Here is a 21,265-nt window from a genome sequence, read left to right as displayed (position 1 = left end):
CTTAAACGAACTCTACAAAGTTTCCGTGACTCTGCACACTTGAGTTGTCAGCTGATTTGCGAGAGGCTATAAATGTAAACGCTTGCACAATTGTCAACGTTCTCATGAAAGGCACACCAATGATGGTGAATAAGAAAGGCCTCCTGGCTGCTGGCGCGGTTGCAGTCGCCGCGTCCCTCGCTCTGGCCGGCTGCTCCGGCGGTTCGACCTCCGATGATTCCAAGGCCGGTTCCGGCGCCCTGACCGTCTGGGTCGACGCCGATCGCGCGGCGGTCCTCAAGGATGCGGCAGCCGCATTCACGAAGGAGTCCGGCGTCACGGTCAAGCTCGTGCAGAAGGATTTCGCGAAGATCCAGGAGGAGTTCATCGCCCAGGTCCCCACCGACAAGGGCCCCGACGTCACGATCGCCGCCCACGACTGGCTGGGCAACTTCGTCAGCAACGGTGTCGTGCAGCCGGTCGAACTCGGTGACACCGCAGGCGACTTCCAGCAGGTGGCCGTCACCGCCATGAGCGTCGAGGGCAAGACCTACGGTGTGCCGTACTCGGTCGAGAGCGTCGCCCTCCTGCGCAACACGGCCCTCGCGCCCTCCGCACCCGCCACCTACGACGACATGATCGCCGCCGGCACGGCAGCCGGTACGGAGTTCCCGTTCCTCGTGCAGGTCGGGCCGGAATCCGACCCCTACCACCTCTACCCGTTCCAGACCTCGTTCGGCGCTCCCGTCTTCGGCACCAACGCCGACGGCAGCTACAACGCCGAGGACCTCTCCATCGGCAACGCCGGCGGCGAGGCCTACGCGGCCTGGCTCGCCAAGGAGGGCGCAGCCGGCCACCTGAGCGTGAACGTCACCAGCGACATCGCCAAGGAGAAGTTCAACGCCGGCGCGTCGCCATTCCTGATCACCGGCCCGTGGAACGTGCCGGATGCCCAGAAGGCCGGCATCGACGTGGCCATCGACCCGATCCCGAGTGCCGGTGGCTCGCCCGCACAGCCGTTCGTCGGCGTGCAGGGCTTCGTCGTCAGCGCCAAGTCCAAGAACGCCCTTGCGGCGAACGAGTTCCTGGTGAACTACATCGGATCCGACAAGGTGCAGACCGAGCTCTACGAGATCGGCGGCCGTGCACCGGCCCTGACCTCCGCGTTCGAGGGTGCCAGCTCCGACCCGATCACCGCCGGTTTCGGCGCCGTGGCGGCCGAGGCCGTGCCCATGCCCAGCATCCCGCAGATGGGTAAGGTCTGGCAGTTCTGGGGCGTCACCGAGGCCGCGATCATCACCGGCGCCGGAGACTCCACCGCGCTGTGGCAGAAGATGACGGCCGACATCCAGTCCGCCATCAAGTAACCCACTCCACCTCGCAGTTCCGAGGTCGCCCCGGCGTCTAGACGCCGTCGGGGCGGCCTTCTGCGAAAGCACCACTCGGCACCACCCTGCGCCATCGCGCGCACACGACCAGAACGGCAGGGAGCGGACGAAGATGACCAGCAGAGGCACCGAGCAGGGCGGAGCGCCGGTCACCCCCCAGGGCGCCGAACCGGACGAGAAGCCGGCCCAGCAGTCCTCACGGTCGAGGCGGGCAGCCCGAGTGGCAGAGGCGGCATCCGCCGGGGTGAAGGTTCTCCTGGTCAAGATCGCGTTGCTCTCCATCGTGGACGCGATCAGCGTGTACGCGCTGATGGTGCTCTTCCTCCGTGAGGACTGGCTGGTCTTCGGCGCCGTGCTCGTCGTGACCTTGATCATCAACTGGATCTACTTCAGCCGCGCCAAGCTGCCCGCCAAATACCTCGCCCCCGGCCTGATCTTCCTGCTCATCTTCCAGGTCTTCGTCATCGGGTATACCGGCTACATCGCCTTCACCAACTACGGCACCGGCCACAACAGTGACAAGCCGGACGCGGTCAACGCCCTGATCATCTCGTCCCAGCAGCGCATGCCGGACTCGCCGACGTACGATCTCACCGTCGTCGAGCGGCTCGGTAGCTATAGCTTCCTGGTCACCGACCCCGACGGCGAAATCAGCGTCGGCGGCACGGATTCCCCGCTCAGCCCGGTTACCGACGCCACCGCCGACGACAGCGGCAAGGCCGTGGAACTGCCCGGCTACACGACCCTCGCCTTCTCCGACATCGTCGCCAACCAGGAGGCCATCGCCGCCCTCTCTGTGCCGCTCTCCGACAACCCGAACGACGGCACCCTGCGCACGCCTGACGGCTCGAGTGCCTACCTGTACCTCTCCGACCTCGTCTATGACGAAGCGGGCGGCACCATGACCAACACCACCACCAACGTCGTCTACACCGACAACGGAGAGACCGGCTCGTTCGTCGCCGACGACGGCACGGAGCTGCTGCCCGGCTGGAAGGTGAACGTGGGCCTGGCCAACTTCGCCGAGGCCTTCGGCTCCGAATCGATCCGCGGCCCCCTGATCAGCGTGACGGTCTGGACCTTCGCCTTCGCCTTCCTCTCGGTGCTGACCACGTTCGCGCTGGGCCTGTTCCTGGCGATCGTGTTCAACAACCTGCGGATGCGCGGACGCAACTTCTACCGCGTCGTCCTGATCCTCCCTTACGCGTTCCCGGCATTCCTGTCGGCGCTGGTGTGGGCGGGCATGCTCAACCCCCAGTTCGGCTTCGTGAACCAGGTACTGTTCGGCGGCGCGGAGATTCCCTGGCTGACGAACGAGTGGCTGGCGAAGTTCAGCATCATCTTCGTGAATCTGTGGCTGGGCTTCCCGTACATGTTCCTGGTCTGCACGGGAGCGCTGCAATCGATCCCGGAGGAGATCCAGGAGGCGGCGACCGTGGACGGAGCCAGGAATGGACAGATCTTCCGCCTGATCAAGCTTCCCCTGCTGCTGGTCTCCGTCGCACCACTGTTGATCTCGTCGTTCGCGTTCAACTTCAACAACTTCAACCTGATCTACATGCTCACCAACGGCGGGCCGCGGGACGTCACGGCCGGGGTGAACGTGGGTGCCACGGACATCCTGATCTCGATGGTCTACAAGGTGGCCTTCGTGGGGGCGAGCCGGGACTACGGGCTCGCCAGCGCTTTCTCGATCATCATTTTCCTGCTGGTCGCCATCGTGTCGATCATCAGCTTCAAACAGACCAAGGCGCTAGAGGAGTTGAACTGAGATGCGGATTGCAGCCCCGGAGACCAGCGACCGGTACATTCCGACCAAGCGGCCGTTCAACCCGCGCAAATGGTTCTTCGACACCGGATGGCGCCACTTGGTCGGCGCGGTCATGGTCGTCTTCTGCTCCTTCCCGCTGCTCTACGTGCTGTCTGCTTCCCTGCATCCGGGCGGCACCCTGATCACGGCCAACGGCCTGTTCAGCGAAATCAACCTGGGCAGCTATGAGACGCTGTTCAATCTGCCGCAGCAGCCCTACGCGGCCTGGTACGGCAACACGCTCCTGATCGGCTCCGTCACCTCGGCGTGCACCGTTTTCCTCGGAGCGCTGGCGGCGTATTCCTTCTCCCGCATGCGCTTCTCCGGCCGTCGCGCCGGGCTCCTGATGCTGGTGTTAGTGCAGATGTTCCCGCAACTGCTCGCGGTTGTGGCGATCTTCCTGCTGCTGAACGGCATTTCCGACATCTTCCCGCTGATCGGGCTCGACTCGCAGATCGGCCTGATCATGGTCTACCTGGGCGGCGCCCTCGGCGTGAACACCTACCTGATGTACGGCTTCTTCAACACGATCCCGGCATCGATCGACGAGGCAGCGAAGATCGACGGCGCCGGGCACGCCCGCATCTTCTTCACGATCATCCTGCGCCTGGTCGCCCCGATCCTCGCCGTCGTGGGGCTGCTGTCCTTCGTGGGCTCCACCAACGAGTTCGTGATTGCGAGCATCGTGCTGATCACGCCCGAGAAGCAGACCCTCGCGGTGGGCCTCTACCAGTTCGTGTCCCAGGAATTCTCAAGCAACTACTCGGTCTTCGCGGCCGGCGCCGTGCTCGCGGCCCTGCCCGTGATGGCGCTGTTCCTGTGGCTGCAGAAATACATCGTGGGCGGGCTGACCGCCGGATCGGTGAAGTAGGACGCACCCTGGCTGCGGATCTGCACGAAAAGCCCGCCTAAAGCGTGGACACGGCCTGGGGCGACCTGGTGGTGGCGGGCCCAGCTCCGCCTCGACGGCCGGCGCAGCGCCATGACCCGCACGACCTGCACCTGCCCGGTGTGGTGCTGGCTGTCGATGCGGATGTCCCGAGCTTGACCGCGTGGGCGCTGCCGGGGGTTCCGGTGCCCGGAGGTGTAGCGCGGTCATCAGGCAGGCCAACATGATGATAATATTTACCGGTTGCCGAAATTTGGCTTAGTCTTCGTTCGCACGAATGCTTCGCCCCCTTAGCTCATTGGTAGAGCACTTCCTTGGTAAGGAAGAGGTAGTGGGTCCGATTCCCACAGGGGGCTCTGGCTTGGAAGCTCTTGCAGCCGACAAGTCGTGGCGGGGTAGCTCAGTTGGTTAGAGCACACGGCTCATAATCGTGGTGTCGCGGGTTCAATTCCCGCTCCCGCTACACATAAAGGCCCTTTGACCAGGAATTCTACCGGTCACAGGGCCTTTCCTTTGGCTGAAAAACGGGCCGGCTCCGCGCTCGGTCGCGTGTTTCAGACGATGCTCTGTTGCGCGTCCTCTGCCGCGGAGAGCAGGAACAGTCGTTCATCGCCGACGCGGCCCATGCCGTCGATTGGGGAAAATCCTAGGCGGGATGGCCGGCCTGGCCCTGTGTGTGGAACGGGCACGAAGACTCTAGTGTCGCCGCACCGCGGGCGGGACACACAGCACCGTGATAGCTGCAACTGCCAAAACTGGCATAGAATGGCAGCTCTAGCTTCATGGAGGACGCCCCAATATGGTTCAACGCAGATCTGTCCGGCAGCAGCGGATGCTGAAGGACTTCGGCGCGCACCTCAAACGGTGGCGCACGGTGAACAACATGGCTGCCTCCGATGTCGCCGACCGGGCTTCGGTTACCCGGGAAACCCTGCGAAACGTTGAGAGCGGAACGGGCACTGCCAGGATGGACTCCCTCTTTGCCATCCTGGCAGCGCTCGGCATTCTGGACGAGGTGGTTGAGGCCGCGAACCCCTATAACAGTGAGGTGGCCCGCGTGAGGATTGACGAGATATTGCGGACCGGAGGCACGCTGTGAAGCCCACAACCGGGCAGCCCATTTCTGAGGTCGGCATCTACTTGGGCGAGGGGACCGGCGAGCCTGTCTACGTCGGTATTCTCAACAGCTCGTACGCGGGTGGCCGCAACCTGGCATCGTCGTCGTTTCAGTACGACAGGGAGTATCTGGCGCGTGCCGACCGGTACGAGCTCTCGCCTGATCTGCCCCTCGTGGCAACCCGCACGTGGACCGGGAGCAACAGTAACCTCTTCGGCGTTTTCGCGGATGCCTCGCCCGACGCGTGGGGGCAGAAGCTGGTGGAAGCCAACAACGCCGTGCAGCACCGGCACGGCTTGGACGCGCCACGCGGCCTCGGTGACTTCGACTTTCTCGTCGGAGTCTCCGACAACACGCGCATGGGCGCGCTGAGGTTGACAACGGCTGACGGACCACGTGACTGGCTGGGCACGAACTCGAGTCCCGATTCGGAAGTCGTCAGTCTCCAGAGGACCCTCCGGGTGGCAAGCCGATACGAGGCGCGCCAGGCATCCGACGAAGACATCGAATACCTCGCGGGCATCGCGACCTCGCCAGGCGGCGCCCGTCCCAAGGCAAACTTGTGGAAGGACGACGGAAGCCTTGCGCTGGTGAAGCTGCCTCACTCGAAAGACGGAAACCTCGACGTTGAAGGCTGGGAAGGGGTCGCGCTGACGATCGCCAAGAATGCTGGCATACAAACTCCTCAGTTCAAGGCGGTCCACGCTGCCGAGGGCAAATCGGTTCTCGTCCTCGATCGGTTCGACCGCGTTGCTGGCTCAACCAGCGCGGTCTCGGGGGAGCAGCGCCGGCGTGGCTACATGTCGGCGGCCACAGCCTTGGGCATAAGCAAGCACGACGACAACACGCGCATCACGTACGAGCAGTTCGCAGACACGATCGCCGAGACAAGTAGTGCAGCAGCCCAGGATCTCCGTGAGATGTTCACGCGAATCGCCCTGACAGTGTTGGTGAACAACGTTGACGACCACTGGCGTAATCACGGCTTTCTGCGTGTTGACGGTGGGTGGCGGCTGTCTCCCGTGTTCGATGTGAATCCCAGTCCACGACACGGGGTGATCCACTCGCGCGCGATCAGTGACAACGACGACCCCAGAGACCGCGACATCAGGAATCTGCACGCGATCGCCGACGCCTATCGACTCACGAGCGACCAGTCGGCTGAGATCATTTCGGGCGTCGCGGCAAAAGTCCGTGAGTGGCCGACTGTTGCGGGCAGCGTCGGCATTCCGGTGAACCAATTCGAGGAGATGGGTGCCGCGTTCAACGAGGACCAGCTCGCGTTCGCCGAGTCCCTGCCGGTTTCATGACGTGGTCCACGATGACGCTGCATCCCAGGCGCAACTCTCGGCCGGCGTCTCCGGCTTCGACCGGTAGCCGCATAACGCCCTGAGAACAGTGCGCTGGGCGTGTGAACCCGATGCTGCCGGGTGTCGTGGGTAGTGAACGGTGCCGAATTCTCAGGATCCAGTTGGCGGTTGCGATCCCTGTCCGTGCTCGGCCGCTCGCCCAACCGAGACGCCAGCCGTCTCCGGGTGCCCGTGAACGGACAACGGGCCCCGGGACGAACCGAACGGGGCGAACTCCACTGCTGACCTGCGGTGGTGCCGGATAGAACGACACACCCGCAGATCGCAAGCACTTCCACAACTGAGACGGTCTGTAGCGACCATTCGTCACGCCGATGCCCGAAACAGATGCCCGAAACAGTCGTCGAACAGCCCGGTCTCAGGCTGGGCATTCGTCGTTTCCGGTTCGTTTTCAGCGACCGACGGATGCGCGGCATCACCGGCGGCGGCGGGCCACCAACGAGTCCACGAACGCCGAGGCCAGCAGCACCACAGAGCCGACGCCCAGGGCGAACCCGGCCGTGACCGTGCTGATCACCCCGGGGTCCGCCGGTGCGGGAGAGGTCAGGTAGGCCAGCGACATCACTCCGGCCGAGGTGCCGACCAGGGCGAGGAGGCTCTGCCGCACCAGCCCGGTGAGCAGGCGACGGTCGCTCGGGTCTGCAAGCAGCCGTACATTGACATTGAGCTTGCCCTGCTCCAGGGCCTGCCCGATCTGGTCGAAGCGCCGGGGGAGCCGGCGCATGCTGGGCAGCAGGGCCAGCAGCTCGGTGGTCAGCAGTTCGCGCACGTTGGACGGCGCCATCTGGTCGCGGATCTGCACGCTCGCCAGCGCGCGGGACTCCTCGAGCAGGTCGAACTCAGGCATGGTGGAGCGCAGGGTGCCCTCGAGAACCGCGAACGCACGCGCCGCCGCCACGAACTCGGCGGGGATGCCCACGCCGTACCGGGTCAGGATCACCACCAGGACATCCACGGTCAGCACGCTGACGCGCGCGCCGGGCCCGAGCTCGAACGTGATGAACGCGCTCAGCTCGCGGCGGAACGCCTTCTCATCGGCGCCCGGCCGCAGCGGGGCGAGCGAGAGGAGTCCGTCGGCGATGAGCTGGGTGTCAGACTGCAGATAGGCGATCAGCAGCTCCTGGATCGTTTCCCGCAGCTGCAGGTCGAGCCGGCCCACCGATCCGAAGTCGACCAGCGCGGGCGTGCCGTCCGCCAATAGCATGATGTTGCCGGGGTGCAGGTCGGCGTGGAAAACACCGTCGAAGACGATCTGGCGCACGAAAGCGCTGAGCACCGTGCGCATGGCGGCGCCGAGCTCGGCCCGAGGGGCGTCTGGCTTCTCGTTCAGGTCGCTGAAGGTGTCCCCGACGAGATATTCCATCACCAGCACGCGATCGCTGGACAGAGACTCGAACAGCTCGGGAAAGCGCAGCTCGCCGGCCCGCGGGCTGCGTAGTTGGAGGGCGCGCATGGCCGACAGGTTCAGGGCCTCGAGCCGGAAGTCCAGCTGGCGCACGAGGTCGGCCGCGTAGTCCTCGGCGGCCGCCTTGATGCCCAGGGTTCTGGCCTGCGGAGACGTGAGGCTCATCACGTTCGTCACCCGCAGAGCGATGGCCACGTCGCGCCGCAGCTCGGGCACGATGCCGGGGCGCTGCACCTTGACCGCGACGACCGTGCCGTTCTTGAGCGTGGCGCGGTGCACTTGCCCGATCGAGGCCGCGGCGATCGGGTCGGGGTCGAAATCGGTGAAGACGCTGGTGAGCGGGCCGCCGAACTCGTCCTCCAGCATCCGTTCGATCTCGTGCCAGGGAGCCGGTTTCACGCTCTGCTGCAACTGCGCGAGGGCCGTGACGAACTCCGGCGGCAGCAGATCGGACCGGGTGGAGAGCAGTTGGCCCATTTTGACGAACGCCCCGCCGGCCTCCTCCAGCGCGGCCCGCAGCCCCTCGGCCTGAATGGCGCGAACGGAGGCCCCACTCGGGTTGGTCGTGAAGTCGAGCCGCCGCACGGGCAACAACCCGTTTGTGCGGGCGATGCGCACGAGCTCGGCGAAGCGCCGACCGCGCTGCAGGAATGGCCGTGGCGGAGCCGGACGGTTCCGCTCGGTGGCCAGGTTCAGTTTCGGAATGGTGATGCCGCGTGCGCCGGCCACAGTCTCAGCTCTCTCGTCACCCGCCGGCCGGAATGGCGGACGATCAGGACTCCAGCATGCCGGATCAGGATGGGAGACGGTCGCCAAAGGTGACTGGCCGCGTTTCGTCACTCGGCGGCGCCGGCACACGATGGCAGCCGATCCGCCGATGAGGAGCAGGGCTGTGCGGGGTTCAGCCGCGTGAAGGTGGCGGTGGCGGACGGTGAGCGGCGACCACCGCGCTGAGCTCCTCGAGCACGCGGCGCGCCGAGGCGCGTAGAAGCGTCTCGGGGCGGCTGAGAACGTCGATCTGCCGGCCGACCCGCAGATCGGTGAAGGGTAAGAGCACCAAACCGGATCCCGGAGCAGGGGCCATCGTGTAACGCGGAAGCAGCGCGATCGCAGCCCCCGTGGCGACGACGGAGGCCGCCACGAAGAACTCGTTGAGGCGGTGCTCGATCCGCAAGGGGTGTCCGGCGCTCGCCGCGACGACGTTCACCGCCTCCGCGAGTGGGAAGCCCGGATGGCCGGCGATCCAGGGCTCGTCGGCCACGTCGGAGATCGACACGGATGACCGACCGGCCAACGGATGCCCGGCCGCCAGCGCCACATCCAGCGGTTCGTAGATCAGCGGGGTGACCGTGACCCGGTCCGGCCATAACGGGTCGTGCGGCAGTCGGTGCGCGACCACGAGATCGTAGTCGGCGACCAGGGCCGGGAAGTCCTGCCGCGCGACGTCTTCGTCGCCGCAGCGAAGCGGCGGCCCGGCGGTGCCGCCCGCTGTTCCGCCGAATGCTCCGGCCGAGGCATCCAGTCGGGTGATCAGCTTGCCGAACCACGCCAGCCCGGCGCTGTGGAACGCCGACAGGCTCACCGGCGCGGTCTGCTCCTCATGAAAGCTCGCGACCGCCTCCTCCGCGGCGGCCATCGCCGTGGACACGCCGGTCGCGGCTGCCGCGAGAGCCGTGCCGGCCGGGGTCAGCACGAGCCGGCGGCCGTTTCGTTCGGTCAATGCGACGCCCGTGCTGCGCTGCAACGCCGACAGCTGCTGCGACACCGCCGACGACGACACGAACAGCGCACGGGCCACGGCGGCCACGCTGCCGCGCTCGCCGAGTTCTCGCAGGATGAAAAGCTGATGCAGATCCATAAGCAAATACTAAAGTGTCGGTTCAGAATTGACCATCTGGACTTATTGGATGTGGCCCGGGAGCATGGGCCCATGACCTTTCTCCCCCGACTCGGACGCTATCGCATCGACGCCGTACTGCTGCTGGTCGCCCTGGCCTGGGGCGGTAGCTACCTCGCCGCCAAGGTGCTCACCGAGCAGGCGAGCGTGGGTGCCGTGCTGGCGTTGCGCTTCCTGGTGGCCGCCCTGGCACTGCTGCTGATCTGGGCGCTGAGCCGGCCGCGACGGCCGACCCGTGCCGAGCTGGCCGTTGGCGGGCTGCTCGGGCTCACTCAGGCCGCGATCCTGTGGCTGGAGACGGCCGGCGTCGCCGTGACCTCGGCCACCAACGCGGGTCTGATCATCAGTCTGACGATCATCCTCACCCCGATCCTCGAATCGGTCGCGGCGCGCAACTGGCTGCCTCGCGCCTTCTTCGTGGCCGGCGTGCTCGCGATCGTCGGGGTGGCGCTGCTCGTATCGGGCAACGGTTTCCGTGCCCCGCACCCGGGTGATCTGCTCATGCTCGCAGCAGCATTCGTGCGCGCCCTGCACGTCACGATGGTCGGCCGGCTGACCCGGGCCGACGGCAGCGGCCGTCGGCCCGGCACGCTCTCAATCACGCTGGTGCAGGCCGCCGTGGGTGCCCTGGTGTTCACCGCAGCGGATGCGCCGGGCACGCTGCGTGCGATCGGCAGCTTCGACCCGGCCGCCTGGCTCGGCGTGCTCTACCTCGGGCTGGCCTGCAGCGTGTTCGCTTTCCTGGCCCAGACCTGGGCGATCCGCCACACCTCGGCCGCGCGCGCCAGCCTGCTGATGGGAACGGAGCCGGTCTGGGCGGTGCTGGTCGGGGTGAGCCTCGGCGGTGAGAGCCTCGGTCTGGTGGCGGTGCTCGGGGCCGGGCTCATCATCGCAGGCACGTCGTGGGGGCAGCGGGTGGAGCAGGGGCACCGGCTGCGCACGGTGGCCGTGCCCGCGGTGCCGGCCCCGCCGCATCCGTCGCCGGCCTTCTCGGATTGAACAATCACCACTCTCGCGGCCCTGGGCGGCCCGGCACAGGTGGTGCTCAGGGTCGCCTCAGTCGGGAGCGTCGGCATAGGGGTCGGCTATGCCCACGTAGCGGGTCTCGAGGTGCTCCTCGATGCCCTCGAGACCACCCTCCCGACCGAGGCCGGATTGCTTGACGCCGCCGAAGGGGGCTGCCGGGTTGGACACGATCCCGGTGTTCAGGCCGAACATGCCCACGTCGAGCTCCTCTGCCAGGCGTAGGCCACGATTGAGGTCGCGCGTGTAGGCGTAGGCGACCAACCCGAACTCGGTGTCGTTGGCGAGACGGATAGCCTCCGCCTCGGTCGCGAACGTCATGATGGGGGCGACCGGGCCGAAGACCTCCTCGTGCATGATGCGCGCACCGGCGGGCACCTGGGTGAGCACGGTCGGCTCGTAGAAGTAGCCGGGCCCGTCGATGCTGCGCCCGCCCAAGGCGAGGGTGGCGCCCGCGGCGATGGAGTCGGTGACGAGCTCGTGTACCTTGGCGCGGGTTCCCTCGTCGACGAGAGGGCCGATCTTCGAGCGAGGCTCGGTGCCGCGCGCGACCGTGTGGGCACGCATCCGTTCGATCAGCAGGGCCGTGAACTCGGCGGCGACGGACTCGTGCACGAGCAGCCGGTTGGCCGCGGTGCAGGCCTCGCCGCCGTTCCGCAGCTTGGCCAGCATCGCCCCGTCGACGGCGCGGGGCAGGTCGGCGTCGTCGAAGACAAGGAAGGGAGCGTTGCCGCCGAGCTCCATCGAGACCCGCAGCACCTGGTCGGCGGCGTCCTTGATCAGGCGGCGGCCCACTTCGGTCGACCCGGTGAAGGAGAGCTTGCGCAGCCGGGGGTCCTGGATCAGTGGCCCCGTGACGGCACCGGCGCTGGTGGTCGGAATCACGTTCAGAACCCCGGCCGGCAACCCCGACTCGGCGAGCACCTGCGCGAAGAGCAGCGCGGTGAGCGGGGTCAGCCCGGCGGGCTTGAGCACCATGGTGCAACCGGCGGCGATGGCCGGCGCGATCTTGCGGGTGGCCATCGCGAGCGGGAAGTTCCACGGGGTGATGAACAGGCACGGCCCGACCGGGCGTTTGGTCACCAGCAGGCGGCTGTGGCCGTCGGGTGCGGTGCCGAAGCGGCCGGAGATGCGGGAAGTCTCTTCGGAGAACCAGCGCAGGAACTCGGCACCGTAGGTCACCTCGCCGCGAGACTCTGCCAGCGGCTTGCCCATTTCCAACGTCATCAGCAGGGCGAAGTCGTCGGCCCGGGTGGTCACGGCCTCGAATGCGGCGCGCAGGATCTCGGCGCGCACCCGCGGTGCGGTCTTCGCCCAGCTCGGCTGGGCGGCCGCGGCGGCCGCGAGGGCTGCCTCCCCGTCGGCAGGGGTGGCGTCCGCGATGCGCAGCAGCACCTCTCCGGTGGACGGGTCGTGCACGGCGAAGGTGCCGCCGTCCGCGGCTTGTCGCCACGCCCCATCGATGAACAGGCCGGTGGGGATGCCGGCGAGCAGCTCCCGCTCGGCCGCGGCGGTACCTGACATCGTTCCGGCGCTCGTGCCGGGATTCGTACTGGTCGAACTGGTCACAGGGACTCCTGAAGAATGCGCACCACGTCGTCGAGGGTGGGCTGGATGGGGTTGTTGATGGTGACGGAGTCGGCGAGGGTGTCCGCCGCGAGGGAGGCAAGCGCCTCCGCGGTGACCCCGAACGCCGAGAGGGGACCGGTCAGGCCCACCTGGCGGGCGAGAACGGCAATGGCCTGGATGGCAGCCTCCGCGTTCTCGGCCGTCGTGGCATTGCTGTGTCCGACGCCGAGTGCGAACGCGACCCGGGCGATCCGGTCCCGGCGGGCGGTCAGATTGAAACGCAGCACACCCTCGATCACCATGCACAGCGCCAGCCCGTGTGGGATGTTGAACTGCCCGCCGAGCGGATGCGCGATGCCGTGCACAAGGCCGAGTCCGGTGTGCGAGAACCCGACTCCGGCAACGTGGCTGGCCAAAAGCAGCTCGGCGCGGGCCTCGATGTCGGTGCCGTCGGCGACCGCCCGCGGCAGGAACCCAGCCACGGTCGAGATGACCTGCAGGGCGATCCCGTCGCTGTACGGGTTCGCCCGCACCGAGAGGTAGGACTCGAGGGCGTGGGTGAGGGCGTCCATGCCGGTGGCCGCGGTGGCCCCGGGCGGGAGTCCCACCGTCAGGTCAGGGTCGAGCACGGCCGCCCGCGCCAGGGCACTGTCGTGGCCGACGTAGAACTTGCGGTGACTGACGACATCCGTGATCACGCCGAAAGCGTTCACCTCCGCGCCCGTGCCGGCCGTGGTCGGCACGGCGATGATCGGGAGGGCGTGCCGGGCGAACTCGGTGCGGTAGTCCAGGCCGACGCCGCGCTGCGGGTTGACCGCGCCGAGCGCGATGCCCTTCGCGGCGTCCATCGACGACCCGCCGCCGACGGCCACGATGGCCTCGGCGCCGACGGATGCCGCCAGGTCGCTGCCCTCGTCGACGCACGTGGTCGTGGGGTTGGGCGTGACCCCGCCGTAGACGGTCACGGCCAGCCCAGCCCGTTCGAGCGATTCGCGCACGGCCGCGACGACGGGGGAGGCGGCGAGGAACGGGTCGGTCACGATGAGGGTGCTGGTCGCGCCGGTCGCGGCCGTGATGCGGCCGACCTCCGTCACCCGGCCGCGGCCGAAGTAGGCCACCGGTTTGGGGTCGAGGGTCAGGTGCAGCTCGGACAACGTGGTGTGGGCAACGGACAGGCCGGTTGCGGCGCGGTCGACAGGGGGGAGCAGGCTCATGCCGTCACTCCGGCGAGGCGCAGGTCGACGCCGATCAGGTCTTCGTAGAGCTTCACGGGCGTCATCTCGCCGGCGTGATCGCCGTACTGTGCGCGGGCGCGGCGGTAGATCTGCTCGACCAGACCGCTGAGTTCGGCCGGCACGCCGACCGAGCGGGCCAGGTCGATGGAGAGGCCGAGGTCCTTGCAGGCAAGGGCGATCGCGAAGCCCTCGTCGTAGTCGCCGTGGCCGAGCACCGACATCACGTCGTTTTGCACGAAGTTGCTGTTCGCCGGGCTGGCGACGAGGGAGCGTCGCAGCACGTCGAGGTTGACACCGGCCTTCACGCCGATGCTGAGCACCTCGGCGGTGGCCACCAGGTGTGAGAACCAGAGCTGGTTGATCATCAGTTTGACCGCGTAACCGGCGCCCGCTGCACCGACGTGGATGATGCGCTCCGGGTCGCCCATGGCTTCGAAGACGGGCCGCAGCCGCTCGACGTCTTCGGCCTCGCCGCCGATGAAGATCTGCAGCATGCCGTTGGCCGCGCCGATGGACATCCCGCTGACCGGTGCGTCCAGGATGCGCAGTTCGCGATCCGAGTGCTCGGCGCGCACCCGCTGCGCCAGTTCGGGCACCGAGGTCGACATGTCGACCCAGGTGCCGCCGTCGGCGATACCCGACAGGATGCCGGTGCGACCGTTCACGACGGTGTCGACATGTCTGGGTGTTGGCAGCATGGTGATCACCACGTCGCTCTGCGCGGCGACCTCTCCCGGCGTAGTCGCCCAGACGGCGCCGCCGGCGACGAGCTCGTCCGCCGATTCGCGGCGAATGTCATAGACGACGAGGTCGAAGCCGGCCTTCTGCAGGTTGCGGGTCATGCCGGAGCCCATGTTGCCGAGCCCGATGAAGCCGACGCGGGTCGGCGATGCTGAGGTCATTGGATACGCTTTCTCAATTGTTGGTCAGGGGCGAGTCGCCCAGGTTGATCCAGGTGGTTTTCAACGCCGTATAGGCGTCGAAGGCGTGCAGGGAGCGGTCGCGGCCGCTGCCCGAACTCTTGAACCCGCCGAACGGGGTGATCACGTCGGCGACGTCGTAGGTGTTCACCCACACCGTGCCGGCGCGAAGTTCGCGGGCCACGGTGTGAGCGGTCGTGACGTTGCCGGTCCAGACGCTGGCCGCGAGCCCGTAGGCGCTCTGGTTGGCCACGCGCACGGCCTCGGCGGCGCCGCGCACCATCGTGACGGCCAGCATCGGCCCGAAGATCTCCTCCTGACCGAGCCTGCCTGTGTTGTCGACGCCGGTGAACACGGTCGGCTCCACGTAGAAGCCGTCGTGGAGCCCGTCCGGATGTACGCGCCGGCCACCAAAGACGATCGCGCCCTCCTGCTCGGCGATGTCGGTGTAGGCGAGCACCCGGTCGAGCTGCACGGCGCTGGCGATCGTGCCGATTTGGGTGGCCTCGTCGAGCGGGTCGCCGAGCACCAGACCGCGACCCACCGTGAGCACCTCTGAGACGAGTTCGTCGTGCACACGCTCGTCGACGATCAGCCGACTGCCGCCGTGGCAGGTCTGGCCGGAGTTGTAGAAGATCCCCCACGCCACCGAAGAGGCGCAGGCGGCGATGTCCTCCACATCGGCGAGCACGACCTGCGGCGACTTGCCGCCGAGCTCGAGGGCGACCTGCTTGCCGTTGGACTCCCCGGCGTAGGTGAGGAACCGGCGACCCACGGCGGGCGAGCCGGTGAAGGTGATCTTGTCGACCAGTGGATGCCGGCCAAGGGCCTGTCCGGCCACCGGCCCGAGCCCGGGCACGACGTTGAGCACCCCGGCCGGGAGTCCGGCCTCGGCCGCCAGCTCGGCCAGTTTGAGCGCGGACAAGCTGGTCAGCTCTGCCGGCTTCAGCACCACCGAGTTGCCGGCGGCGAGGGCCGGTGCGATCTTCCAGGCCGTGATGATGAGCGGGTAGTTCCACGGCACGACGGCGCCGACCACACCGAGAGCTTCCCGGGTGACGAACGCCAGAGCGTTCCGGGGGGTGGGCGCCACCTCGTCGTAGATCTTGTCGAGGGCCTCGGCATACCAGCGCATGGTTCGGGCGGCATTCGGCACATCGACACCGCGGGCGTCGCCGATGGGGTGGCCGGAGTCGAGGGATTCGAGCAGGGCCAGCTCGTCGAGGTTTTCGAGCATGAGGTCGCTGAGCTTGAGGAGCACCCGCTGCCGCTCCCGGCGGTCGGCTCGGGACCAGACGCCCGAGTCGAAAGCGCGGGCCGCGGCTCTCACGGCGGCGTCGATGTCCGCTTCGCCGGCGGCGCTGACCGAGGCGATCCAACCGCCGTGGCGGGGCGCGATGGTGTCGAAGGTGGCCCCGTCCCGGGCGGGCCGGAATGCCCCGTCGATGAACAGGCGGGTCTCGGGGCGGAGCGCTTCCGCCCGGGCGATCCAGTCGGTCATACGGTGTACCTCCGCACGGCGTCCCAGTCGATCTGAGCGCCCAGCCCCGGAACGTGCGGCACCCGCAGGTCGCCGTTGGCGTCGATGTCGAGCGGTTCCATGAAGAAATCTCGTCGTTCCGGTGTCCAACCGGGTGGGTCGTAGGGGAATTCGAGATAGGGGCCGGCGTCGACTCCGGCCGCGACATGCAGGTTGGCGAGCAGCCCGAGCCCGTTGCTCCAGGTGTGCGGCGTGAACAGCCGGTGCCGCAGGTTCGCGGACTCGGCCACCTGCCGGGCGCGGTACAGGCCCACGGCGAGCACGACATCCGGTTGGTAGATGTCGAACGCATCGGCCTCTATCAGGGCGGAGAGTTCCGCCATGCTGCGCACCATTTCACCGCCGGCGATCTGGATGCCCGTGGCCGCCCGCACGCGCTTCGCGCCTACGACATCGGCCTGGGGCAGCGGCTCCTCGAGCCACAAGACGCCGAGGTCGTTCAGCTCGCCGGCGATGCGCTGTACTTGGGCGAGCGGGAGGGCTGCCTCGATGTCGCCGCTCATGCGCCACATCTGGTTCAGGTCCACCATGATGTCGAAGTCGGGGCCGACCGCCTCCCGGGTGGCCCGTACGGCCGCGATTCCGTCGAAGAGACGGTGCCGGGCGATGCGGATCTTCACCGCCTTGAAGCCGCGCTCGCGGGCCGCCAGCGCGGAGTCGGCCCGGGCTTCCGGTGATTTCAATTCTCCGGAGGATGCGTAGGCCGGTAGCCGGTCCCTGGCCCCGCCGAAGAGGACGCTCACCGGCAGCCCCGCCACCTGGCCGAGGATGTCCCAGAGTGCCGCTTCCAGGGGCCAATAACGCCCGCCGTGGAAGTTGATCGTCTCGATCCGGCGTACCTGGTTGAGGATCTGGAGCGGGTCGGTGCCGAGGAAGAGGTGCTCGTAGGCGGCAAAGCCGTCCATGGTGTCGCCCGAGCCGACCCCGACCAGTCCGGTGTCGGTTTCGACCTCCACCAGGGTGGCCGGGAACGCGATGCGGGGGGCGGGATCCCACGCGGCGTTGAACGGCGGATCGAGTGGCAGGCTCAACCGGGTCAGACGAATGGCCGTGATCTTCATGCGGTGCGTCCTTGCTCGGCCAGGCGTCAGGCCTGGGGGGTGAAAAAGGGGTTGGTGGGCGTGTTCCGCGCTGCGATCACGTCGTCGGTGTCCGGGAGCGACCGGGCACCGTTGGCGAGGGCCGTGAGCGCGGAGAGCCGGTTGTTGGCGAAGACCGCCTCCGCGTCATCCGCCGCCGGATTCACCCAGACCGCCGCGATGACCACGTGGGAGTCGGCCTGTTCGCGGGTGATGACGCCCTCGAACAGGGCGTCGGCCACGCCGGCGGCGATGCCGGCCTGCGCCGGGCCCCAGATCAGGAGCCCGTGGGCGTCACCGGCGGGAGCCGCCTTGGTGACGAACAGGGTGAGTGGCTTGACCGGCAGCGAGGGCCGCAGCACGGTGACGAAGGGCACGTGCCCCTGGCTCGGGGTGGCCAGGGCCGTAGCCCAGGCCACCCCGGCCGGCCCCTCGCGGTGACCGAAAACGGTGTTGACGTGGGCGGCGTTGACGCCGTCGCCAACAAAGCTCTCGCCGATTTGAAGGGCCTGGGTCATTTAGATCAGTCCCTGCTCGGTGAGCCAGTCGGTGGCGATGTCCTCGGGGTCTTCACCCTCGACATCCGCCAGGGCGTTGAGCGTCTGCATCTCCTCGGTTGTGAGCAGTTCGGACATGAGTGCCATCACCTCGGCAATGCCGGGGTACTCGTCCAGGGTGGTCTGCTTGAGGGTGAATGCGCCCTGGTAGACGGGGAAGAACTCCTCGTCGTCTTCCATCACGGTCAGGTCGAGTGCCGTGATGCGACCGTCGGTTTGGAAGACCTCGCCGAAGTTGCAGTCGTCGCCCTTCTCTGTGGCGGTGTAGATGACGCCGGTGTCGAGCAGGGCCACGTTGGAGTCGGGCACATCGATGCCGTAGGCCGCCTTGAGCCCGGGCCAGCCGTCGTCGCGGGTGGAGAACTCGCTTTCGATGCAGAATGTCTGCTCCTCCACGGGCAGGGCGGCGATGTCGCTGAGCGATGTGACGCCGAGCTCCTCGGCCTTGTCAGAACGGATCGCGAACGCGTAGGTGTTGTTGAGGGGGGCCGGGTCGAGCCAGGCGATGCCTTTGGCGGCATCGGCTTTCTTGGTGGCCTCGAACTGGGCCTCCTCACCCTGAACCGGGGTGGTGTTGCCGTTGTATGTGATCCACGAGGTTCCGGTGTACTCCCAGTAGCCGAGGAACTCGTCGCTCTCGAGAGCCTCGCGAACGTTTGCCGAGCCGACAACCTGGGTGTTGGCATCCGTGTCGGCGCCGTGCGCATTGAGCAGCTGGCTGGTGAGGTGGGCGAGGATGAACTGCTCGGAGAAGTCCTTGGCGCCGATGGAGCCGGAGAGCCCTGCGACCTCGTCGCCCTTCGCCCCGCCCTCGGCGTCTCCGGCCGAACAGGCGCTGAGGGTCAGCGTGCCGATGGCCGCGAGGGCCAGCAGCGACAGGGTGGTTTTCTTCATGGTTGCTCCTTGTGAGGGGGTGTGATTGCTGGATGGTGCGAACGGATGCTGTGTGCGGGGGATATTCGGGGGATGTCAGGTGCCGCGCGGGCGGAGTTTGTCTTCGGCCAGGCCGGCGATCCAGTCGATTATCAGGGCGATGCAGGCCACGAGCACGGCCCCGGTGATCAGCACCGGGTAACGCTGCAGCTTGAGCCCGTTGACGATCATGTCGCCGAGGCCGCCCGCGTTGATGAAGGTGGCGATGGTGGCGACGCCGACGGTGAAGACGAGGGAGGTGCGCAGGCCGGCCAGGATGACGGGCACCGCGAGCGGCAGCTCGATCTTCAGCAGCACCTGGTTGGGCGTCATGCCCATGCCCTTCGCCGATTCGCGCACGCTCTCGTCAACCTGCTGCAGGCCGATCATGGTGTTTCGCAGCACCGGCAGGAAGGAATAGGCGACCAAGGCGACCAGGGCCGTCGTGTAGCCGGTCCGCCAGATGATCGCCAGCAGGATGATCACGCCGACGGCCGGGGTGGCCTGGCCGATGTTGGCGATGCCGAGCACGGTGGCACGGATCGGCCGGGAAGTGGTGCGGCTGAGCAGGATCCCGGTCGGGATCGCGAGCACTGCCACGAGGAAGGAGGCCACTATGGTCAGCCCGAGGTGCTCTCGGGTGCGGGCGATGATGTAGTCCCAGTTAAGGGTGCGCTGCTCGATCGAGTCGAGGGTGAGGGTGGAGAGCCACCACAGGAGCAGGCCGAGCACGAGGAGCACGATGAGTGGGGCGGTCAGCCGCTTCAGCGCCCCGAGGCCGGCTTCGCGCGCGGACGGCGTGCCGTCCCTGATTGCGTCGAAGGCCATGTCAGGCCCCGGCCGTCGTGGGGTCGATGTGCCCCAGCGGTGGCGCGGCCAGAGTGGGGATGTCGGCGCCGAGCACGGCGGAGATCGCGTCGACGGTGATCGACCCGATCGGCTTCTGGTTGCGGTCGAGAACGGTGAGGGCCGGGAGCCCGGTCAGCACGAGTGCGTCGAGCGCGTCACGCAGGGAGTCGTTGAGGCTGACGGTGATGGGGCCTCCAGGGGACGCGCTGACGGACCCGAGTTTCGCCTCGGTGATCGGGATCAGCACGAGGCGTTTGATGGCGGCGCCGCGGCCGATGAAGGAAGCGACGTACTCGTTGGCGGGTGCCGCGAGGATGTTCGCCGGGGTGTCGAACTGTTCGATCTGGCTGCGGTCGCTGAGGACCGCGATGCGGTCACCGAGGCGCACCGCCTCGTCGAAGTCGTGCGTGACGAAAATGATGGTCTTGCCCATCGACTCCTGCAGTCGCAGGAACTCGGCCTGCAGCTTCTCCCGGGTAATCGGGTCGGTCGCGCCGAACGGCTCGTCCATCAGCATGACCGGCGGGTCGGCCGCGAGGGCCCTGGCCACGCCGACCCGCTGCTGCTGCCCGCCCGAGAGCTGCTTGGGGTAACGGTTGGCGAACTCCGCGGGGTTCAGCTCCACGGTGGTGAGCAGCTCGTCGATGCGCTCTTTCGTCTTCTCCTTGCTCCAGCCGAGCAGCTTGGGCACGACAGCGATATTCTCCGCGATGGTCATGTGCGGGAACAGCCCGATCTGCTGGATCACGTAGCCGATATGGCGACGAAGCTCGTTGGGGTCAAGGGAGAGGATGTCCCGGCCGTCGATGGTGATGGATCCACTGGTGGGCTCGATGATTCGGTTGATCATCTTCATGGTCGTGGTCTTGCCGCATCCGCTGGGCCCGACGAACATGATCAGCTCGCCCGGTTCGGCCGTCATCGAGAAGGCCTCCACCGCGGGGGTCGGCTGGCCTGGGTAGGTCTTGGTGACCGTGTCAAGCACGATCCGGGCGCCGCTGGTGTTGCGGGAGATCTGCAGGATGGCGGTGTTCGCTTGCTTAGGCACGGAGTCCCCTTGACGTGGTGGAACGGGTGATGGACACGAAGACGGCGTCGATGACGAGCGCCAGGATGACGACACCCAGGGTGCCCGTGAGCGCGTAGTTGAGGGCGTTCTTGGAGCCGAGCGACGAGAGGCCCTGGAAGATGAACTGGCCGAGCCCGGGACCGGCGACGTAGGCGGCAATGGCCGCGATGCCGATCGTGAGTTGGGCCGCGACGCGCACGCCGGTGAGGATGATCGGCCAGGCCATCGGCAGCTGGATCTGGAACAGCACGGTGGTGGGGCTCATGCCCATGCCCTTGGCCGACTCCATGATCGCCGGGGGTACCTCACGCAGCCCCACTACCGTGTTGCGAACGATCGGCAGCAGCGAATAGAGCACGAGGGCGATGACCGTTGGCGTCCAGCCGAGGCCGAAGGGCGGAATCAACACCGCCAGCATGGCAAGGGACGGAATGGTCAGGGCCACTCCCGCGGATGCGATCACGACGGACCGGGGGATCGGCCGGTTCCAAACCAGCATGCCGACGCCCACGCCGATGACCATGGCGATCACTAGCGAGACGGCGACGACCGTGACATGCTCGAGGACCAGGTTGAGGATGTCGTCCCACCGGCGTGCCCAGAACGTCAGCAATCCGCTGAAATCAAACTCGCTCACGGATGCTTCCTCCTTCACTC

At 67.3% G+C, this 21,265-nt stretch carries 18 protein-coding genes and 2 tRNA genes; 8 read left to right on the top strand and 12 right to left on the bottom strand.

What is annotated here, in order from left to right; translation table 11 throughout:
- Window positions 1-119: 119 nt before the first annotated feature.
- The 7 genes from E3O65_RS09790 (at window position 120) to E3O65_RS09760 (ending at window position 6,493) form a co-directional block, all read left to right on the top strand.
- On the top strand, window positions 120-1,346 hold the full coding sequence (locus E3O65_RS09790) for a sugar ABC transporter substrate-binding protein (RefSeq protein ID WP_134363539.1): 1,227 nt from the start codon (window positions 120-122) through the stop codon (window positions 1,344-1,346).
- A gap of 133 nt (window positions 1,347-1,479) precedes the next feature.
- Entirely contained in the window at window positions 1,480-3,138 is a 1,659-nt protein-coding gene (locus E3O65_RS09785; protein ID WP_134363538.1) for an ABC transporter permease subunit, read from the top strand.
- Between the two features lies 1 nt (window position 3,139).
- The gene (locus E3O65_RS09780; RefSeq protein ID WP_134363537.1) at window positions 3,140-4,048 is read left to right on the top strand and encodes a sugar ABC transporter permease; all 909 of its coding nucleotides are present in this window, start codon (window positions 3,140-3,142) and stop codon (window positions 4,046-4,048) included.
- Between the two features lie 302 nt (window positions 4,049-4,350).
- Window positions 4,351-4,422, top strand: a tRNA-Thr gene (locus E3O65_RS09775).
- A gap of 33 nt (window positions 4,423-4,455) precedes the next feature.
- Window positions 4,456-4,529, top strand: a tRNA-Met gene (locus E3O65_RS09770).
- A gap of 336 nt (window positions 4,530-4,865) precedes the next feature.
- Window positions 4,866-5,165, top strand: coding sequence for a helix-turn-helix domain-containing protein (locus tag E3O65_RS09765; protein ID WP_134363536.1), 300 nt, complete (start codon window positions 4,866-4,868; stop codon window positions 5,163-5,165).
- Window positions 5,162-6,493 (top strand): type II toxin-antitoxin system HipA family toxin, encoded by a 1,332-nt coding sequence (locus E3O65_RS09760; RefSeq protein WP_134363535.1) that lies wholly within the window; start codon window positions 5,162-5,164, stop codon window positions 6,491-6,493. The genes E3O65_RS09765 and E3O65_RS09760 overlap by 4 nt, the downstream gene beginning before the upstream one ends.
- A gap of 475 nt (window positions 6,494-6,968) precedes the next feature.
- Here the strand turns inward: E3O65_RS09760 and E3O65_RS09755 are convergent, their stop codons facing one another.
- Both E3O65_RS09755 and E3O65_RS09750 read right to left on the bottom strand, forming a co-directional pair.
- A complete protein-coding gene (locus E3O65_RS09755) occupies window positions 6,969-8,687 on the bottom strand; it encodes an ABC1 kinase family protein (RefSeq protein WP_134363534.1) in 1,719 nt (572 codons plus the stop codon).
- A 172-nt stretch (window positions 8,688-8,859) separates the two neighbouring features.
- A complete protein-coding gene (locus E3O65_RS09750) occupies window positions 8,860-9,816 on the bottom strand; it encodes a LysR family transcriptional regulator (RefSeq protein ID WP_134363533.1) in 957 nt (318 codons plus the stop codon).
- Window positions 9,817-9,888: 72 nt separating this feature from the next.
- Here E3O65_RS09750 and E3O65_RS09745 point away from each other — a divergent pair, with 72 nt between their 5' ends.
- Window positions 9,889-10,854, top strand: a complete 966-nt coding sequence (locus E3O65_RS09745; RefSeq protein ID WP_134363532.1) for a DMT family transporter — start codon at window positions 9,889-9,891, stop codon at window positions 10,852-10,854.
- A gap of 57 nt (window positions 10,855-10,911) precedes the next feature.
- Here the strand turns inward: E3O65_RS09745 and E3O65_RS09740 are convergent, their stop codons facing one another.
- The 10 genes from E3O65_RS09740 to E3O65_RS09695 form a co-directional block, all read right to left on the bottom strand.
- The gene (locus E3O65_RS09740; RefSeq protein ID WP_134363567.1) at window positions 10,912-12,402 is read right to left on the bottom strand and encodes an NAD-dependent succinate-semialdehyde dehydrogenase; all 1,491 of its coding nucleotides are present in this window, start codon (window positions 12,400-12,402) and stop codon (window positions 10,912-10,914) included.
- A 41-nt stretch (window positions 12,403-12,443) separates the two neighbouring features.
- On the bottom strand, window positions 12,444-13,661 hold the full coding sequence (locus E3O65_RS09735) for an iron-containing alcohol dehydrogenase family protein (RefSeq protein WP_134363531.1): 1,218 nt from the start codon (window positions 13,659-13,661) through the stop codon (window positions 12,444-12,446).
- A complete protein-coding gene (locus E3O65_RS09730) occupies window positions 13,658-14,584 on the bottom strand; it encodes an NAD(P)-dependent oxidoreductase (RefSeq protein ID WP_134363530.1) in 927 nt (308 codons plus the stop codon). Before E3O65_RS09730 ends, E3O65_RS09735 begins: the two co-directional genes overlap by 4 nt.
- Before the next feature lie 13 nt (window positions 14,585-14,597).
- A complete protein-coding gene (locus tag E3O65_RS09725) occupies window positions 14,598-16,103 on the bottom strand; it encodes an aldehyde dehydrogenase (RefSeq protein ID WP_134363529.1) in 1,506 nt (501 codons plus the stop codon).
- Window positions 16,100-17,203, bottom strand: a complete 1,104-nt coding sequence (locus E3O65_RS09720; protein WP_134363528.1) for a mandelate racemase/muconate lactonizing enzyme family protein — start codon at window positions 17,201-17,203, stop codon at window positions 16,100-16,102. Before E3O65_RS09720 ends, E3O65_RS09725 begins: the two co-directional genes overlap by 4 nt.
- Before the next feature lie 26 nt (window positions 17,204-17,229).
- Window positions 17,230-17,739, bottom strand: a complete 510-nt coding sequence (gene fae / locus E3O65_RS09715) for a formaldehyde-activating enzyme (protein ID WP_134363527.1) — start codon at window positions 17,737-17,739, stop codon at window positions 17,230-17,232.
- On the bottom strand, window positions 17,740-18,672 hold the full coding sequence (locus tag E3O65_RS09710; RefSeq protein ID WP_134363526.1) for a glycine betaine ABC transporter substrate-binding protein: 933 nt from the start codon (window positions 18,670-18,672) through the stop codon (window positions 17,740-17,742). It lies immediately after the preceding gene.
- Window positions 18,673-18,747: 75 nt separating this feature from the next.
- Window positions 18,748-19,518, bottom strand: coding sequence for an ABC transporter permease (locus tag E3O65_RS09705; protein WP_134363525.1), 771 nt, complete (start codon window positions 19,516-19,518; stop codon window positions 18,748-18,750).
- 1 nt (window position 19,519) lies between these two features.
- Window positions 19,520-20,587 (bottom strand): ABC transporter ATP-binding protein, encoded by a 1,068-nt coding sequence (locus E3O65_RS09700; RefSeq protein WP_277870397.1) that lies wholly within the window; start codon window positions 20,585-20,587, stop codon window positions 19,520-19,522.
- The gene (locus tag E3O65_RS09695) at window positions 20,580-21,245 is read right to left on the bottom strand and encodes an ABC transporter permease (protein ID WP_241985633.1); all 666 of its coding nucleotides are present in this window, start codon (window positions 21,243-21,245) and stop codon (window positions 20,580-20,582) included. Before E3O65_RS09695 ends, E3O65_RS09700 begins: the two co-directional genes overlap by 8 nt.
- Between the last annotated feature and the right edge of the window lie 20 nt (window positions 21,246-21,265).

Origin of the sequence: Cryobacterium breve, from assembly GCF_004402375.1 — a bacterium.
In the GTDB taxonomy this organism is placed as follows: Bacteria; Actinomycetota; Actinomycetes; order Actinomycetales; family Microbacteriaceae; genus Cryobacterium; species Cryobacterium breve.
This window is presented reverse-complemented; position numbering and strand designations above follow the sequence as displayed.

Excerpts from the sequence above, each read along its gene's own strand:
- E3O65_RS09720 (WP_134363528.1), bottom strand. The coding sequence starts at position 17,203 with ATGAAGATCACGGCCATTCGTCTGACCCGGTTGAGCCTGCCACTCGAT.
- E3O65_RS09705 (WP_134363525.1), bottom strand. The coding sequence starts at position 19,518 with ATGGCCTTCGACGCAATCAGGGACGGCACGCCGTCCGCGCGCGAAGCC.
- E3O65_RS09785 (WP_134363538.1), top strand. The coding sequence starts at position 1,480 with ATGACCAGCAGAGGCACCGAGCAGGGCGGAGCGCCGGTCACCCCCCAG.
- E3O65_RS09710 (WP_134363526.1), bottom strand. The coding sequence starts at position 18,672 with ATGAAGAAAACCACCCTGTCGCTGCTGGCCCTCGCGGCCATCGGCACG.
- E3O65_RS09735 (WP_134363531.1), bottom strand. The coding sequence starts at position 13,661 with ATGAGCCTGCTCCCCCCTGTCGACCGCGCCGCAACCGGCCTGTCCGTT.
- E3O65_RS09765 (WP_134363536.1), top strand. The coding sequence starts at position 4,866 with ATGGTTCAACGCAGATCTGTCCGGCAGCAGCGGATGCTGAAGGACTTC.
- E3O65_RS09725 (WP_134363529.1), bottom strand. The coding sequence starts at position 16,103 with ATGACCGACTGGATCGCCCGGGCGGAAGCGCTCCGCCCCGAGACCCGC.
- E3O65_RS09740 (WP_134363567.1), bottom strand. The coding sequence starts at position 12,402 with ATGTCAGGTACCGCCGCGGCCGAGCGGGAGCTGCTCGCCGGCATCCCC.
- E3O65_RS09750 (WP_134363533.1), bottom strand. The coding sequence starts at position 9,816 with ATGGATCTGCATCAGCTTTTCATCCTGCGAGAACTCGGCGAGCGCGGC.
- E3O65_RS09745 (WP_134363532.1), top strand. The coding sequence starts at position 9,889 with ATGACCTTTCTCCCCCGACTCGGACGCTATCGCATCGACGCCGTACTG.
- E3O65_RS09730 (WP_134363530.1), bottom strand. The coding sequence starts at position 14,584 with ATGACCTCAGCATCGCCGACCCGCGTCGGCTTCATCGGGCTCGGCAAC.
- E3O65_RS09790 (WP_134363539.1), top strand. The coding sequence starts at position 120 with ATGATGGTGAATAAGAAAGGCCTCCTGGCTGCTGGCGCGGTTGCAGTC.
- fae (WP_134363527.1), bottom strand. The coding sequence starts at position 17,739 with ATGACCCAGGCCCTTCAAATCGGCGAGAGCTTTGTTGGCGACGGCGTC.
- E3O65_RS09780 (WP_134363537.1), top strand. The coding sequence starts at position 3,140 with ATGCGGATTGCAGCCCCGGAGACCAGCGACCGGTACATTCCGACCAAG.